Genomic DNA, 16040 nt, shown 5'->3' on the forward strand with positions numbered 1-16040 from the left:
TCCTTTGTGGCGCCTCTCTACGCGACCACGTTAGGCACTTTTGATGCCGGTTCGAAGGGCCGTTCCACACCATCACTTTTGATGCAGTTTGGGGGATGCGTGGCGCTTTGATTGAAGGAGAATCAACGCCATGCAGCAAGCACTCCACCGCTCCAGTCTGGTGCCGCGTGGGTTTGTTGTAGAGAGTGCGTACTACGAAGGTGATAAGACCGTTATTGAGATCCGGGCGTCTGGAAGCGTTGGTCTGTGTCCATTGTGCGGAACAGTTTCCCGGCGTGTCCATAGCCGGTATCGGCGACGCGTGACTGATCTTCCACTTTCGGGGCGGATCGCACAGCTCCTGGTGATCGCCCGCCGCTTCCGCTGCGACGCCGTCCTGTGCGGGCGCCAAATATTTACTGAGCGCTTCGAAGGGGTGCTGGCTCCATCAGCGCGACGCACGGCGAGGCTGGACTCCATTGTCCATCACCTCGGTCTGGCGCTTGGCGGACGACCGGCGGCAGGCTTCGCAAAACGGCTGATGCTGCCGGTGAGCAAGGATACGCTCCTTCGCGTGGTTCGCCGCCGCAGCCGTCCGCCAGCTGACCCGCTCAGGGTTATCGGCATTGATGATTGGGCCTGGCGGCGCAATCACCGATACGCCAGCATCATCTGCAACCTGGAAAGGCGCCGGGTGGTGACCCTGCTGCCGGACCGTGAGCCCGCGACCGCCCAGGCCTGGCTCGCTGCTCATCCCACGATCACGATCGTCGCCCGTGACCGCGGTGGAGGATATGGCGAAGCCGCAGCAAGGGCCCTGCCGCACGCGGTACAGGTCGCAGATCGTTGGCATCTGATGGAGAACGCCAGTCGGGCCTTCCTCGATGCCGTCCGAAAATCGATGCGCCAGATCCGCAGCGCAATCGGAGCGACGACGATCGATCCCAAGCTGCTAACAGCGGCGGAGCGTCTCCAATATGAGGGCTATCTCCGCCGCGAGGAGGCCAACGCGACCATCTTGGGCCTGTCGAAATGCGGAACGCCGATCAAGCAGATCGTGCGCCAGACCGGGCACAGCAGGAAGCTGGTACGACAGGTGATCCGTGGCGAACGCCATGATGTCTTCCGGACCCGGGAGAGCTCTCTCGATCAGCACCTGCCATGGCTCGACGACCAATGGGCAGCCGGTTGCCGAAACGGCGCTGAACTTTGGCGCCGCTTACGGGCGCGCGGCTTCCGAGGCTCCCTTCGTGTTGTCGGCGAATGGACGACTCGTAGACGGCGGGCCGAAAAGACTGATGTCGAAACCCTTCATCGGATCCCATCGGCCAGAACGATCGCTCGTCTCATGACCGTCGGACGGGATACGCTATCGAAGGCAGAGACGGTGACCGTCGCTGCGGTAGAAGCTGGCGTGCCGCCCCTGGTCGAAGCACGCGAGATCATCGCCGAATTCCACCTGATGATCCGACGCAAGACCGAGGCGGGCCTCGTCCCATGGATCGAGCGCGCTCGCGCCAGTCTTGTTGCATCGTTCGCCCGCGGTGTAACGAACGATGAAGCGGCGGTTCGGGCGGCGATCACCTCGCCATGGTCCAACGGACAGACTGAGGGGCAGATTACGCGCCTCAAGCTCGTTAGACGCCAAATGTACGGCCGTGGCAAAATCGATCTGCTTCAAGCCAGACTAATCGGCGCAGAATAAACCCAGTTGCACCAAAACTGCGTCAGAGCCCCGATTGGATGCCGATCACCCCGAAAACGGGGTCCTTATTCCATGCCGAAACACAGGCACCATCGCGGGCGACGCTGCGCAGCGCGCCTACAGGCGCCGCTTGGCCGACGCCGGCCGGTCGCGCATGCCGCCGCCGGCACCAACACTGAGGTTGCGACGATGACCCCTGAGATGGAGCGCCTGAGGGAGCGCCTGCAGACCGGCTGGCAGCCGAAGCCCGATGAGATCGACATGCGGATCCGGCAGCGCAGGATCCGCGATTGGCAGTTCGCGCCCTCGTTCTCGCCCCCAGAGGCGGCGATCATCGGTAGGCCGGAAAGCCGCGAAGGCGTGATCAGGACGGACGTGATCCTCTGGATCGACGCCGGGCTGCGCTGGGCTCTGTGCGAAGACGGCATGTGGTGGTGGCTGAGCGAGTGATCCGATGGGAAGCTAAGGCCGCCATCTCGCCTATCGCACTCTATGTTGAACCTCAGATGAACCTCACACGCGCTGCGATGGCTACGCCCGCCGGCCGCACCTGTCTGGAAGGAAGTCAACTCAAGTTCCCTTCACGTAAGGCGTGTCTCTGGCACCTTCCCGATCGGGAAGTTTCCGTGCTGCAGGCGCGCCGATCGCATCGGATCTTCCCGCTCGGGATGTCGGCACGATTTTATCGATCGCCATTTTTCTCTTTGCGCCTTTCCGCCACGCCTGAGAGGATTCGTCGCAATCGGGAATTGGTGCGGTTCGACTCCGCCTCGCTGACCGAGATCCGGGAGAAGTGTGGTTCGATTCCACCACCTTGGGCGGTCGCCACTGAGCGACCGTTCGGGTCCACTGCCGACGGGGTGTCGGGGTCACTCGCGGGCGCTGCCTTCCGTATGGGGGCGGCGCCCGCGTTTCAAACGGAGGCCATGATGACCGACGACGAGATCATCAAGATGGCGAACGACGACTGGCGCAATATGCCCCACCCGCTGAAGATGGCAGCCATCTCGATCAGCGAGGCACGCGACATCGCACGCAAATTCTCACATTCTTCTCTGCCGCTCGATGCTCACCCTGAATACATCGATGTGCGTCAGCGCATCGACGGGTGGGTGGCGCGCTGGAAGGCCGGCAACCACGAGCTTGCCGGACCTTTGGGTATCGATCTGAATGCTTCCTTGAAACAGGCGATCCCGTCGAAGCGTCGAATTTTTACGCTGATCGGTCGCATCTTTTGGTCTGCCGCGATCCTCGGGCCGCCGGTCATCTACGTCATCATGCTGTGGTGGCGGTGGTGGCTGTCGTAAGCGATCAGAGACTGATGCCCGCCGAGCCCCGCCGTCACCAATGGCACATGCGCTTCGATCGCGTGGTGTGCCGCGACTGCGACGCCATCGAGGGAGTTGACGACGACCCGCCGTGCCCTGGCACCAGGAAGATCCGCCCGCAAGCGACGATCAGGCAGCAGCAGGAGGGCGCTCGTGATGTCGATCGGTAAGAAGCCTCGGCGCTACATCGTCTTCCTGTTCGCCGGCTACTATCCTGACGGTGGTTGGGACGACATGCGCGGGTCGTTCGATACAATCGAAGAAGCCGCGGACTTCGCACGCGCCTCCCGAGATCACGACGATCGTCCCTGGACATATAAACAGGTCGTCGACATCGAGACTGGAGAGGTGACGATGATCGATCAGCCACGTGGGCTGCCACCTCTCTGAAATCAGGCCAGCACCCGTCCTCTTCGTGACGACCGGTACGGTTCATGCAGCCGTCGGCGAGGAGCCGCAGGGCGACCTCTTTCCATAGCGATCCGCCGTCGTAGCGCTGCAGCGCCTCCGCGCGCGTCAGCGTCACCGTCCGGATGCATTTCAAGCATTCGACCCGCAGCTCAGTCGACCTGATCTCCGCAGCGTGCGATCGGCGCGCGGCCGGCGGGTCTCGGCCCTGGGATCCGCCAGCATCGCCGCCCACCAGGCATCCTCGTCGGTCACGCCGGCGCGGCGCCGCTGCGCGTCGGCGATCTTGCGCGCGGTTTCTTCGATCCGCTGCTGCTTCGGGGTTGGGAAGCGCCAGTCTGCGCAACGTCGTCCTGCCATCGTAAACCCAGCACAAACCCACTGCCAAGTGACTGATCGGGCAGTCCTAACGGCTCAGAAAGCCGCCGGCCAAACCCACTTCAACCCCAGCACACCAACTCCGTTTCAGTCCCAGCGTTAACTGACTGATCCGCAACCACGATCGGTGAAAAACGGGGAAGTTCGCTCCAAGCTCAACTCCGCTCGTTGACGTGAGAACGAATAGAGAACAAAATCGATCCTCCCACGCAAGAGGAATCCTTGGATGACCGCCCCCGCCGAGCAGCAACCAGCCGTCGACGAAGCTGCCGAACTGGAGGCCGCCGTCAGCCAGGCCATCGAGGCGTGCGGCGGCGATCCGGTGGCCGCCGTGAGGGCGTTGCTGGTTCTGAACACCGCCCTCGAGCACGAGCTGACGGCCGTCTACGCCAAGGCGTCGACGGGATTCCTGCGCGGGCGGCGGGTGAAGCCGCCGGCTATGGGCGGGGGCGCGGAGCCCATTCCGGGATCTCGACCACGAGATCCGGAATGAAGCCGGCCGAGTTCTCGAAGACGTCGCCTCCCCGCGAATAACCGCGAGGATTGCAGACGATGCGCGTCTCGCCGACGGTGTAGTCGTGCGTGTCGTGCACGTGACCGTGGACCCACAGCGACGGCTGGTGCTCGGCGATGATGTCGGTGAGGTCGCTGATGAACGAGGCATTGATCGCCCCGTCATCGGCATAGCGCTCGTGCAGCGATTGCGGATGCGGCGCATGGTGCGTGACGACCACGGTCTGCCCCTCATGCTCCTCGGCCAGGCGATCCGTCAGCCATCGGCGCTCGGCGACGTGTCGACGGTAGGCCTCGGCGGGCGTGAACGGCACCGGGAATTCCGCGCCGCCCGAGGTCCTGATGAGGCGGTGGTCGTTCAGCTGCGTGCCGACGCGAATCCCTTGCGCCTGGTCTCTTGCCTCGAAGCGGTAGTCGGTCCAGAGCGTGCAACCGATGAAGCGCACCCCGTCGATGATCGGCACTTCCTCGGCGTCCAGAAAGGTCACGTTGGTGCCGCGCGTCGCGTCGCGGATCCGGGCGGCGGCGTCCTGCAAGACGGAGCCGTAGTATTCGTGGTTGCCGGCGACGAAGAGGACGGGCTTGCCCCACAGCGCGCGCTGGTTGGTCAGCCAGCTCACCGCCCGATGGGCTTGGTCCACGTCGCCGGCGAACACCGCGACGTCGAAATCCAGGCCCTCCGGCACGTCGTAGTCGTGCGGCCAGACCTCGCCGTGCAGGTCGCTTGCGATGAACAGCTTCATGAGCCGTACGATCGTGCCCGCGCCGGCAAGAGGCAATGCCCGATCTCAGGACAATCGTGACCCAGATGAGACCCAGGTCTTTGGATGGCTTTAGAACGAAATCGTTCGGGAGGCTTTTTCCCCAACGATTCCAATTTGGTGGGGGAGGCAGGACTCGAACCTGCGAAGCCATGAGGCGGCTGATTTACAGTCAGGCATCTTGTGGTTTCGGCAACTACCGCCAAGCCCCACATGCGTCAAAAATCTCATTCTCATCAATGACATCACCCTCTATTGGTAGCTGACGACATCCCAGGAAATACCGTTACAGCTAGGTATTTGTTGGGGCTTGGAGTGGGGCTCAGAAAGGGGGTGCTAATGAAAAAACCGCTGACTGCGTTGGCGATCGAACACGCAAAGCCGCGAGCGAAGCGCTACGCCCTGCCGGACGTGGGGCATCCCGGCCTGCGCGTATTGGTGTAACTGAACACGTAGGGTCTGCGACCGACGTCTGCAGCGAGCGCATGCCGACCTTGGCGTTGCCGACCGAGAGGTAGTCGGTCCACTTCTGTGACGCCGTGCCGGGATTGGTGACCTCCGCCAGCACGCCGACGCCACGATGTAGAGTTTGGTGCCCTCCGGCGTCACCTGCTTGATGCGCTGGTGCTCGGTATCCTCCACGGCGCTGATGGTGCAGGTGCCCCTGCGTGACCGACGCCGGCGTCGCGCCGAGGGCTGAGCCCTAAGAGCTTGGCAGCGGCAGCGCGCTCACCCCGAGGCGTTCTCCTCCTCCTGGGAGCCGAGGTCGACAAGCCGGCCTAGTGGTAGGAGAAGCGCCTGGATACGAACGCGGTCTCTGTCGGCTGGGTATCACCATTGACTCTTCGCATCCAACATGCGCTGGCGAGCGGGGAATGGCGGCAACGATGCACGATGCAGAGTTCATTCGCTTTGTGGCACTGCCGAAAGGAACTGAGGAAGGTGACGAAATCGGTGATCGACTGACGCGACAGACTCCTGATCGAATGCAGCCTCCGCGGCGATGCATACCGCGACCCCGTCAACTACCATCATGGTGCGAAAATTGGCAGGCTTAGCACACAGATGACTCTTCCCAGACATGCCAAGAACAATCCGACGGCGAGAGCGATCAGTTGCCCAAAATACACGTCGTCCATTTCGAGATCGGGCATAATGCTCTTCGCATATTCTATGGCGAGATAGGTCTCCATTGTCCCCTCCTCCTCTATTACGGTTCAGGCCATACGCATTCAGAAACCGTGTTCAAAAGCCGTTTCTTGGATCTGGGGTCGCGCGTGATGCGTCGGGTTACAACGACTTCTCTGTCGCTCCTTCAATTCGGCCGACACAAGCTCCAAACCCGATCGAAACATAACCTTCTCTCGTGCAACGGCCCTCAAACCGGATTTCGTCTCCGTCAAGGAGGAATCCTCGGCGCTCTCCGTTTGGGAGCGTGATGGGTCGCGCACCAGCACGCGTCAATTCCAGCATGCTGCTCAATTCAGCCTCGGCCGGGCCTGAAATTGTACCGGTGCCGATCAGATCTCCGGACAGCAAGTTGCAGCCATTGACGGTGTGATGGGCGACCATTTGCGCAGGGGTCCAATAGAGATGGGACGCGTTCGATCTCAGGATCTCCGTGGCCGGCGCATCTGCGGCTCTCATCGTCCTCGTCGACAAAAACACCTTGAGGCCGATATCCAACCCACCACGCTCCTGGTCATATTCGTCCAGCAGATATTTCAGTGGTCGGGGATCCCCTTCCGGGCGCTTCATCGCTGGCGCCCGAAACGGAGCCAGAGCATCCGCCGTTACCACCCATGGCGACACGGAGGTCGCGAAGCTCTTGCTCAGGAACGGGCCGAGCGGATACATTTCCCAACGCTGGACGTCTCGGGCCGACCAGTCATTGAGCAGCGAATACCCGATGATATGCTCTTCAGATTGCGAGACCGTAATCGGATCTCCGAGCCGGTTACCGCCAGAGACGTAGAACCCCATCTCCAATTCGAAATCCAATCGTTCGCAGGGGCCGAAGCCAGGTAAGCCTCCGTCGACCGTTGGGGCCCGCTGTCCGGTCGGCCGGCGCACCGAACCTCCGCTTACCTGCACGGACGACGCTCTGCCGTGATATGCTATCGGCACCCATTTGTAATTCGTGGGAAGCGGGTTCTCCGGGGTGAGCAATGCGCCGGCCGCTTTGGCATGGTGAATGCCGGCATAGAAGTCGGTGTAATTCGGTACGGAAGTCGGACGATGCATAACGCATTGTGCCATCGGGACGAGAAGATCCGCGGCACTTCGGCGGATCTTTTCTCCATTGGTGCCGACTTCAAGCGCGTCACCAATTTTTTTGCGCAATTGCTTGAGGCGTTCGCGCCCCAATGCAAACAGCGCGTTCAAGCAAGGTTCGGCGAACACCTCCTCGGGGACATCGCCTGACAGCAAGCCCAGCCTGGATGCGGCGTGAAGATCGAAAATCTGGTCGCCAATCGCAACACCGGCGGAGTTCTTGGCGTCATTGCCGCGACTAAAAATGCCAAATGGCAAATTCTGGATTGGAAAATCCCCAAGCGGATCATTCGCGGTGCTTACAAAGCTCCGTCGTTCCGAATCGTGCGTTTCGTCCGTGATCGTCTTCACGTGGCGGCTCCCGCCACAATCTCCGTACCCTTGATGCCGGTCTCGGACTGCACAAACTGAGCGTCAAACGCATATCGCTCAGCAGCCGCCCGGGCCGTCTTGTCGCTTAACGAGCCGAACCAAATGGCAAGGAAGGCCAGCGGCATCGAGAACAGCGCGGGATTGTCGTAGGGAAAAATCGGCGCAGCATAATGGAAGACGGCGACCCACACCGTCTTGCTGAGGACCACGAGCAGAATCGAACTGATCAAACCGACAATCCCACCGGCCACGGCCCCACGCGTCGTCGTTCCACGCCAAAAGATGGCCATGGCTAGGACCGGAAAGTTGCAGCTCGCTGCCACCGCCAGTGCGAGCCCCGCCATGAAGGCGACGTTCTGGTTCTCAAACGCGTAAGCCAGCGCGATGGCGGTAATTCCGATCGCTATTGCAGCAAGCTTCGCGATGCGGACCTCGCGTCCTTCCGGCGCCTGGCCGCGGGCAATCACTTGACCGTACAGGTCATGGCTAATCGCGGAGGCACCTGCGAGCGTCAGACCGGCGACGACGGCAAGAATGGTCGCAAATGCGACTGCCGAAATGAAGCCGAGCAAGATGGGGCCCCCGAGGGCTCCCGACAAATGGACGGCCGCCATGTTAGGCCCGCCGATGAGATCGGTGATCTTGTTGAATTGACCGCTCGAACCGACATTAAAAAAGCTCGCGTCGGGCATCAGGATCGCGACAGCAGCAAAGCCGAACAGCGGAACCAGCAGACAAAAATAGGCAACGCAAGTCGTTGCGTAAAAGACTGACTTTCTCGCATCGGCGGAATCCTTGACCGTAAAGAACCGCATCAGAATGTGCGGCAAGCCCGCCGTTCCGAATACGAGTGCAAGGCCGAGTGAGATCGCGGAAACGGGTTCGGCGAAAAGGCCGCCGGGGGCAAGGATGGCCGCGCCCTTCGGATGAACCAGGCCCGCTTCCACAAAGATGCGCCCGAGACTGAAATCAAAGCGCCAGAGAATGACTAACGCCATCAGCGTACCGCCCCCCAGCAATAACACCGCCTTGGTGATCTGCACCCACGTCGTGGCCTGCATGCCGCCAACAGCAACGTAGATAATCATCAGCAATCCGACGCCTGCGATGGCAGACAAATAGTTCAACCCAAACAGCAGCTGAATAACCTTGCCGGCACCGATCATCTGCGCGATCAGGTAGAACAGAACGACAATCAAGCTGCCCGTGGCAGCCACCAGGCGAACCGAAGTACGATCCAACCTGAACGAGGCCGCATCCGCGAAGGTATAGCTCCCGAGATTGCGCAAACGCTCGGACATCAGAAAGAGGACAATAGGCCAGCCCGTGAGGAAGCCAAGCGCATAGATGAGGCCGTCGAATCCCGTCGTGTAGATGAGCGCTGAAATGCCCAGGAACGCCGCCGCCGACAGGAAATCGCCGGCGATCGCGAGGCCGTTCTGCACCGGCGTAATCTCATGGCCGGCTGTATAGAACTCGGCTTTTGATTTTGTTCGCCCCGCCGACCGATACGTTATGACCAGCGTGACGGCGACGATCAGCAAGAACATGCTGATAGCGATCCAATTCGGCCCATGTGATGCGGCGGTGCCGGTCTGTGCCTGAGCCGAAAACGGAAATGAAGCTGCGAGTGCCGTCAGAAAAATCCGCGCGTTCATTGACGAACCTCCCGCTGAACAGCCTGGGTGAGGCCGTCGAAGTGCTTGTTCGACCGCCAGACATAGTAGCCAGTCAGAATGATCACCATTGCGATCATCCCAAGAGCCACTCCCATGCCAAGAGGAATGCTTCCGCCCGCTATGTTCATGGCCAATGTCGAAGACGCCGCGGAAATCAGGCCGATGAAACCAAAGAAGCTCACCAGGGTGATGAGTGAAAGCCCCCAGCGCAGCCTCGAGCGCGCGGTGGCCAGCTCGCGAAACGACGGATTGGCGAGTATTCGATTGGTCTGTTCCGGCGATAGCGGCACCATATGTTCCTCCTGCAGAATTCTCATTGTCGCTGCGCGATTCTTTGATCGCTTAACTCATTTCTTCGGCGATAGACCTGGATCGCTGTCAGTCAAAGGAGCCGACAGGATTACGGCGGCTGAGAAGAACCTTTCGTTCCTCCAGATCCTTGATGCGGGCTGGCGAGATCTTGCGCTCTGCCAGGATCTCTTCGTTGTGCTCGCCCTGGAACGCGGGGACACCGGGAGGCGGTAATGCCGAGCGGCTAAAGATCCATGGGTTTCCCGGCATCCGAACGGTTCCGCCGGCCCGGTCATCGACATCGACGACAGCACCCCACTCTTTCACCCAATCGGACTCCGCAAACTCGCTGACGGTGCGAATCATACCCACCGCAAGGCCGGCTTCGCTGATCTGGGTTTGCAGCTGCTCCAGACTGGAAAACGTCGTCAGCCAGGCACTGACCTCGGCCAAGAGAGCGGGCAAATTCTGCCGTCGAAGCTTGGCAGTCGCGAACCGCGGATCTAACCGCAGATCGTTGCGCCGCATCATCGCGCAATACCGGCTAAAAATGGGCGAGTAGATCGGGCTGGCCGCTATCGTCAACCTGCGGCCATCAGACATCTCGAAGATGTGGGACTCGTTCGCCGACAGTGCTATCGGCTCGCCGTCGGTATCGATGCCCGACAACATCGCACCAGCCCGCTCGTTAACCGAAAGCATCGTTGCCGCCATGGACACGTCTACGTGCTGTCCCTCACCGGTGCGCTGGCGGTCGTGGAGAGCGGCAAGAATCGCAATCACACCTTGCAAGCCGGTATAGACATCGGCATGGCTGCACGCATCGTTACGCGGCTCGGATAACGCGTCGCCAAAATGCGCTTCGACGAGCGCCGTAAAGCCGGTCTCCGCCTGCACCGTCGGCGCGAACGCAGGACGATTTTTCCACGACGTCGATTGCCCGTAACCGCTCAGCGAGACATAGACGACCCGGGGATTGAAAGCCCGCACGTCATCATAGGCTAGTCCAAAGCGCTTCAAGGTACCGGGGCGGAAGTTCTCGACGATGACGTCGGCTTCCTTGCACATGTCGACGACAATCTCGCGTGCCTCCGCCCAATTCAGGTCCAGGCTCAGATTGCGCTTGCCGGCATTTTGCTGAACGTAATAAAGGCCCATGTCACCCACATGCGGCAAGCCGATGCGGCCCAGATCGCCAGACGGTGGCTCGATCTTGGTCACGTCGGCTCCCAGATCCCGCAGAGCCTTGGTGCAGTGAGGACCCGCGAGCACCCGGGTGAAGTCGATCACGCGCAGTCCATCCAGAGGGGCTGACATGCTCAATTCCCCTTGAACACGGCGGACGCGGGTCCGGTGGCAAAGAAGGCATCAAAGCCGCGCTGGCGGTCTTCGGCCTTCCAGATCATGTCGTTGATTTCGACCTGCCGAGAATCGGCGGCTTCGATTCCGCCGCGGGCCGCGAGATTGGCCTGCATCTTGATGCCATTGATGACGGCGGTCGGTCCAGCCGCGAGTTGGCGGGCCCATGTCATGGATGCCAGAGCCAGGTCCGCTTCGGGCACAACAAGATTGATAATGCCCCATCGCTCGAAAGCCTCTGGCGTGTGCCTGCGCCCAAGCATCGAAATCTCCTTTGCCCGAGCAGAACCGGCGCGCTGTGCGATGCGCTGGGTGCCCCCCAAGAGCGGTAGCAGGCCCACAGTAACCTCGACTTGCCCGAGGAAGGCCGTGTCGGCGGCGATGATCATGTCGCACGTGAGCGCAAGCTCGAGGCCTCCGCCCAGCACGCCTCCGTTCAGCGCGGCAACGGTTGGAAGCGGAACGTCTTCAAGTGCCTGGAGCACTTGTTCCAGACGTTCCTGATGGGCATGGATCAATGTCGTGGTGCCGAACGACTTCAGTTCAGCGCCCGCGCAAAAGTGACGCATCGAGCTGCGCAACAAGATCGCCCGGCACCCAGCGTCCATCACCCGCGAATAGGCGGCCACCAGATCGTCGATCATCGTATCATCGATCAAATTGTGCGGCGGCTTGGCGAGGGTCACGATGCCCACGGCTCCGTCAATTTCATGCGTCACCGTCGTCATGGAAGCTCTCTCTGTTTCAGATCCAGAAGGACCGCGCTGGCTTGCTCAATAGTCATTCAACGCTGCCATCCAGCAACGTCAAATCCTGCCAATCTTCATGTTTGAAGCTGCCAACTTCTACAAAGCTACCCAAAAAGAGGGCGATCAGCCCCATGGCGGAGCGGGTCAAATTGTGCCATTCTTCAGAAAAACAGCTAACGCTTGAGGGGAGGAATCGATGACGGTGATAAGGATCGTCAGTCCGCTATCGGCCGATCTTGATGCGCCCATCCAGAGTTTGCTCGGGTTGGGGGCACTGGCTGCCGAACTTGCGGCGCAAGGTGTTTCGGTGAAAGAGCTGTTTGCCCGCTCGGGAGTTCAGCCAGGCCATCTCGAAGATCCGCACGCTCGAATATCCCATCGGCAGCGTCTTACTATCTACCGAAATGCGCGCGCGCTGGCGAAGCATTCCGATGTCGGTCTGAGAGCCGGCGCACGGCAGCGCATCAGCGACTACGGCATCTACGGCTACGCCATGGTCAGTAGCTCAACTTTTGGAGAAGCGCTCAAGTTTTCCGTCGAACATGCAGTCATGGCCGGCCCGGTCGTGATGCAGATCAGCTTCCGCGTCGAAGACAACACCGCGATATTGCGGAGCCATGGCATTCAATCACTGGGCGATATTCTCCCCTTTACCGCCGAATTTTGGCGCAGCTCGATGACATCCCTGTTCAGCCGTGTGCTTGAGGCGCCATTCCCCACGAAACGCATGATTTTTCCCTTCGCAGCACCGGTGCATTGGCGCAACTATGGGCGGATGTTCAACTGCCCAATCGATTTCGATGCCGATTCCATGGAGTGGCACTTCGATGCGGGGGTTCTTGATGTCCCCTGCCCGAACGCAAATCCCATCACCGCTCAGGTGTGCCAACAATTCTGCGACGTCGTCATGGCCGAGCGCCCCGGCGAAACAGACCTCGTTCGCAATATTCGAACCGCCTGTCTGAACAGCTCCAAGCGCTTTCCGACGGCAGACCAAGTCGCGGGACAGCTGGGCCTGTCATTGCGAACACTCCATCGACGTCTCGCTAACGAGGGACTCTCTTATCAAGAGCTTCTGGACAACATGCGCAAGTCTGTCGCAATGGAGTTTCTGGAAAACACCCATTTGTTGATCGATCAGGTTGCCGAGCGCGTCGGATTTGCCGACGCGACCAGTTTTCGCAAGGCGTTTCGAAAGTGGACTGGTCACTCTCCAACTGACTATCGCCGCGCCGTTTAGATCGCGTGTCGACCTGATCATTGGCAGAACGCGCTCGCGGGCCGGACAAGTTAGCCCGCGACGAGCTCAAGACGACCGACAACGATCGACCGACCTCGCGCCGGGCCTTCGGTCATCAATTCGACTGCACCACAGCTTCAGTTGACCCTCCGCTGATATCCTTTCCAATAGCGTTCGCGCAGCAATCGCTTCAGTATCTTCCCGGATGGATTGCGAGGAAGCTCGTTCAGGAAGTCGATCGACTTCGGGATCTTGAAGCCCGCCAGCCTTTCTCGCGCGAAATGCAGTATGCCCGCCGGATCCGGCGAACGATCCGGCTTCAAGACGATGAGGGCCTTGACCGCTTCACCCCACCGGTCGTCCGGCACACCGATGACGGCGACATCGGCGATATCCGCATGCCCATACAAGGCGCTCTCGATCTCGGCGGGATAGACGTTCTCTCCGCCGGAAACGATCATGTCCTTCACGCGATCAAGGATATACAGATAGCCGTCTTCATCAAGGAACCCGGCATCGCCGGTATGCAGCCAGCCGTTCCGGAGGGTGCTCGCGGTGTCGTCGGTTCGATTCCAGTACCCCCTCATATTTTGCGACGAGCGACATACGACCTCACCCACCTGTCGAGCCGGCAGCGATTTTCCCAAAGCATCGATGACCCGCAGTTCGACGCCCTCGATAGCGCGGCCACACGACCTCAGGAGCTCGTCGTCACCAGCGGAGTGGTCTGCGTCTCGCAGGACGGTGATGACGCCGGTGGTTTCAGTAAGGCCATACACCTGGAAAAAACCCGTATGCCTGAACACGCGGAGCGACTTTCTAAGAAGTTCGAGCGGTATCGGGGACGCCCCGTAGAGAATCTGCCTCAGCGAGGAGAGATCAAACTTCTCGACGTCACGTTCGGCCAGCACCGCCAAAACCATCGCGGGAACGAGGAACGTGGTCGTAATGCGATCACGTTCAATCGTTTCGAGCACCACCGATGGAGCGAACTCGCGAAGCACGATCGTCTTGAGACCAGCCACCAGACCGAACACGCCCGTACCGACGCCCGCGATGTGGAACAAGGGCATTGCAAGCAGCATGACATCGTCAGACGACCACGCCTTCCAGTCCTTGATCGGTTTCAGAGGAAAGTTTGCATGAGACAGCTGCACACCCTTCGGATAGCCGGTCGTGCCGCTGGTGTATAACTGCAGGCAGACGTCGTCCGGACTGACTGACAAGCCCGCCTCAGTCAGGGGTTGGGCATCGCGCCAGTTCAGGTAACGAGAGTCCAGCACGATTATTTGGCGAATGGTGTCCAGTTGATCCTGGATTTGATTGATGATCTTCTCGAACGCTTCGCCGACGAAGAGAATTTCGGTTTGGGCATCGTTGACTGCGAAAGCGATCTCGGGAGGTGCGAGCCTTGCATTGATCGGCACGAGGACGGCGCCGACCTTGGCCGCACCGAGCAGCACCTGAAAAAAGATATCCGAATTCCGGTCGAGAATCGCAATGCGGCTCGCCGGTCGCACGCCTGTTGCCAGCAGACCGTTGGCGACCTGATTAGATAATTCGTCCAGGGCCCGATAGCTTGTCTCGCGCCCTTCGAAGCTCAGTGCGATCGCGTCCGGAGTACTCGCCGCGTAACGTCGCGGAATTTCCGCGATCGTCTGGATCGGCGTTGACGGCAAGGAGCCTTCCGATTTAGTCATTCATCCCTCCCCATGGCTATTTTTGGAACAGGATGGCCGCCGAGGTGCTCCGCGCGTATCTAAATTCTGAACTACCGTTATTCAGCGCAGAATGACCACTGCACGCTCTTGCATCTTGCTGCGACGTACTTGAAGGAGCGATCGGAACACTTAAAACGCCCTCAAGCCTTGCGCTTGGTCGCTCTCGGATTTCGGGGGGTGCCCGCGAGCCATTCCCTGGAATCGGCGAATTCTGCTTCCAGAAATCGCCGGACTTCTCGGGTCAGTTTTCTCAGGTCGCTCTCGCGCCTGCGGAGCAGCCATACGTTCATCGTAACAGTCTCTAGCGGCAATACCTGGACCAGGCCCTCGGCCTTCGCGAACGGTACAGCAAGAAGTGCAAGCCCGAGCCCGCAACCGGCTGCGGCAAAGTGGTTGGCCACCGGATTGACCCGAACAACGCTGCGGATGCCCGCCGCTTCCGAGAAATACTCCAACAGGTGCCTCTGATTGGGCCGAACATTGCGGAACGATACAAAATCGGCCGTATGGCCGATGATGTCGTGATCCTTCAACTCGGGCAATGACCGCGGCGCGGAGCGTTCGCCGAGATACTGCTCAGAAGCGAATATCCCCATCGGAACGTCCGCGACCCGCTTTCCAATGAGATCGTTCTCGCCAGGGTCTCCCATCCTGATGACGTAGTCGAGGTCGCTCGTCGCCACGCTCTGCTGGTTCACGGTGGAGACAATTTCCAGATAGATCCGGCTATTGCGCCGCCGTAACTCCTTCACGCGGGGCAGAAGCCAATGCTTGGTCATGCCTTCGGTCGCCGATATCCTGATCACGGATGATCGCTGCCCGACCCGCGAACGCAGATCGCGCTGAAACGACTCGAACGCGAGCATCATATCTCCGGCCGAGCGTTGCAGGTCCTCGCCTTCCTGCGTCAGCTTCACGCCCGACGAGGCGCGAAAGAACAGGGGAGCGGCCACATAGCGCTCCAGCTCCTTGAGACGCCTGCTCAACGTCGGCTGGCTCATACCCAGTTCGTGCGCGGCGCGATTGACACTTCCGGTCCTCGCTACCACGGAAAACAAGCGAAACAGGTCCCAGTTTGCTTCGGTCACGCTCTCGTCCTTCGCGCAAGTGCCTTGCGTTCCTGGCTGCCGGGCGCCAACGGAGCCTCGAAGCGCGGGTGAAAACATGGCGGAGCGCGACCGTTATTCAATATTGCGATCTCCGTTCAACAAAATCGTCATGGCCTTCTTCCCGGCAGGGCGGAATATGCCGATACTCGATATTCGAAACAGCGGTCACCAGCG

General features: G+C 60.3%; 15 protein-coding genes. 6 read left to right on the forward strand and 9 right to left on the reverse strand.

Features of this window, described 5'->3' with window-relative positions:
* The first annotated feature begins 130 nt into the window (after positions 1–130).
* From IVB32_RS20235 to IVB32_RS20255, 5 genes are all read left to right on the forward strand, one after another.
* On the forward strand, positions 131–1684 hold the full coding sequence (locus IVB32_RS20235) for an ISL3 family transposase (RefSeq protein ID WP_247411055.1): 1554 nt from the start codon (positions 131–133) through the stop codon (positions 1682–1684).
* A 189-nt stretch (positions 1685–1873) separates the two neighbouring features.
* Entirely contained in the window at positions 1874–2134 is a 261-nt protein-coding gene (locus IVB32_RS20240; RefSeq protein WP_247411058.1) for a hypothetical protein, read from the forward strand.
* A 56-nt stretch (positions 2135–2190) separates the two neighbouring features.
* Complete coding sequence (locus IVB32_RS20245) at positions 2191–2991, forward strand: hypothetical protein (RefSeq protein ID WP_247411062.1); 801 nt, start codon at positions 2191–2193, stop codon at positions 2989–2991.
* A 177-nt stretch (positions 2992–3168) separates the two neighbouring features.
* The gene (locus tag IVB32_RS20250; RefSeq protein ID WP_247411067.1) at positions 3169–3402 is read left to right on the forward strand and encodes a hypothetical protein; all 234 of its coding nucleotides are present in this window, start codon (positions 3169–3171) and stop codon (positions 3400–3402) included.
* Between the two features lie 622 nt (positions 3403–4024).
* Positions 4025–4291 carry a hypothetical protein gene (locus tag IVB32_RS20255; protein WP_247411071.1) on the forward strand — a complete coding sequence of 89 codons (267 nt, stop codon included), beginning with the start codon at positions 4025–4027 and terminating at the stop codon, positions 4289–4291.
* Here the strand turns inward: IVB32_RS20255 and IVB32_RS20260 are convergent.
* The 7 genes from IVB32_RS20260 to IVB32_RS20290 form a co-directional block, all read right to left on the reverse strand.
* Entirely contained in the window at positions 4236–5054 is an 819-nt protein-coding gene (locus IVB32_RS20260; RefSeq protein ID WP_247411074.1) for a metallophosphoesterase, read from the reverse strand. The two genes, IVB32_RS20255 and IVB32_RS20260, sit on opposite strands and share 56 nt — an antisense overlap.
* 1049 nt (positions 5055–6103) lie before the next feature.
* A complete protein-coding gene (locus tag IVB32_RS20265) occupies positions 6104–6265 on the reverse strand; it encodes a hypothetical protein (RefSeq protein ID WP_247411076.1) in 162 nt (53 codons plus the stop codon).
* Positions 6266–6362: 97 nt separating this feature from the next.
* Entirely contained in the window at positions 6363–7697 is a 1335-nt protein-coding gene (gene fahA / locus IVB32_RS20270; protein ID WP_247411078.1) for a fumarylacetoacetase, read from the reverse strand.
* Positions 7694–9376, reverse strand: coding sequence for a cation/acetate symporter ActP (gene actP, locus IVB32_RS20275; protein WP_247411080.1), 1683 nt, complete (start codon positions 9374–9376; stop codon positions 7694–7696). The genes fahA and actP overlap by 4 nt, the downstream gene beginning before the upstream one ends.
* On the reverse strand, positions 9373–9690 hold the full coding sequence (locus IVB32_RS20280) for a DUF485 domain-containing protein (RefSeq protein ID WP_247411083.1): 318 nt from the start codon (positions 9688–9690) through the stop codon (positions 9373–9375). Before IVB32_RS20280 ends, actP begins: the two co-directional genes overlap by 4 nt.
* An 85-nt stretch (positions 9691–9775) precedes the next feature.
* Positions 9776–11005, reverse strand: a complete 1230-nt coding sequence (locus tag IVB32_RS20285) for a CaiB/BaiF CoA-transferase family protein (RefSeq protein ID WP_247411085.1) — start codon at positions 11003–11005, stop codon at positions 9776–9778.
* Between the two features lie 2 nt (positions 11006–11007).
* The gene (locus IVB32_RS20290; protein WP_247411087.1) at positions 11008–11775 is read right to left on the reverse strand and encodes an enoyl-CoA hydratase/isomerase family protein; all 768 of its coding nucleotides are present in this window, start codon (positions 11773–11775) and stop codon (positions 11008–11010) included.
* A gap of 217 nt (positions 11776–11992) precedes the next feature.
* On the opposite strand from IVB32_RS20290, the gene IVB32_RS20295 reads away from it, so the two are divergent.
* On the forward strand, positions 11993–13036 hold the full coding sequence (locus tag IVB32_RS20295; protein ID WP_247411090.1) for an AraC family transcriptional regulator: 1044 nt from the start codon (positions 11993–11995) through the stop codon (positions 13034–13036).
* A 137-nt stretch (positions 13037–13173) separates the two neighbouring features.
* On the opposite strand, the gene IVB32_RS20300 is transcribed toward IVB32_RS20295, so the two are convergent.
* Complete coding sequence (locus IVB32_RS20300) at positions 13174–14736, reverse strand: fatty acid--CoA ligase (RefSeq protein ID WP_247411092.1); 1563 nt, start codon at positions 14734–14736, stop codon at positions 13174–13176.
* Between the two features lie 161 nt (positions 14737–14897).
* Positions 14898–15845, reverse strand: coding sequence for a LysR family transcriptional regulator (locus IVB32_RS20305; RefSeq protein ID WP_247411095.1), 948 nt, complete (start codon positions 15843–15845; stop codon positions 14898–14900).
* Positions 15846–16040 lie beyond the last annotated feature (195 nt).

Source organism: Bradyrhizobium sp. 23, assembly GCF_023073295.1.
Lineage (GTDB): Bacteria > Pseudomonadota > Alphaproteobacteria > Rhizobiales > Xanthobacteraceae > Bradyrhizobium > Bradyrhizobium canariense_D.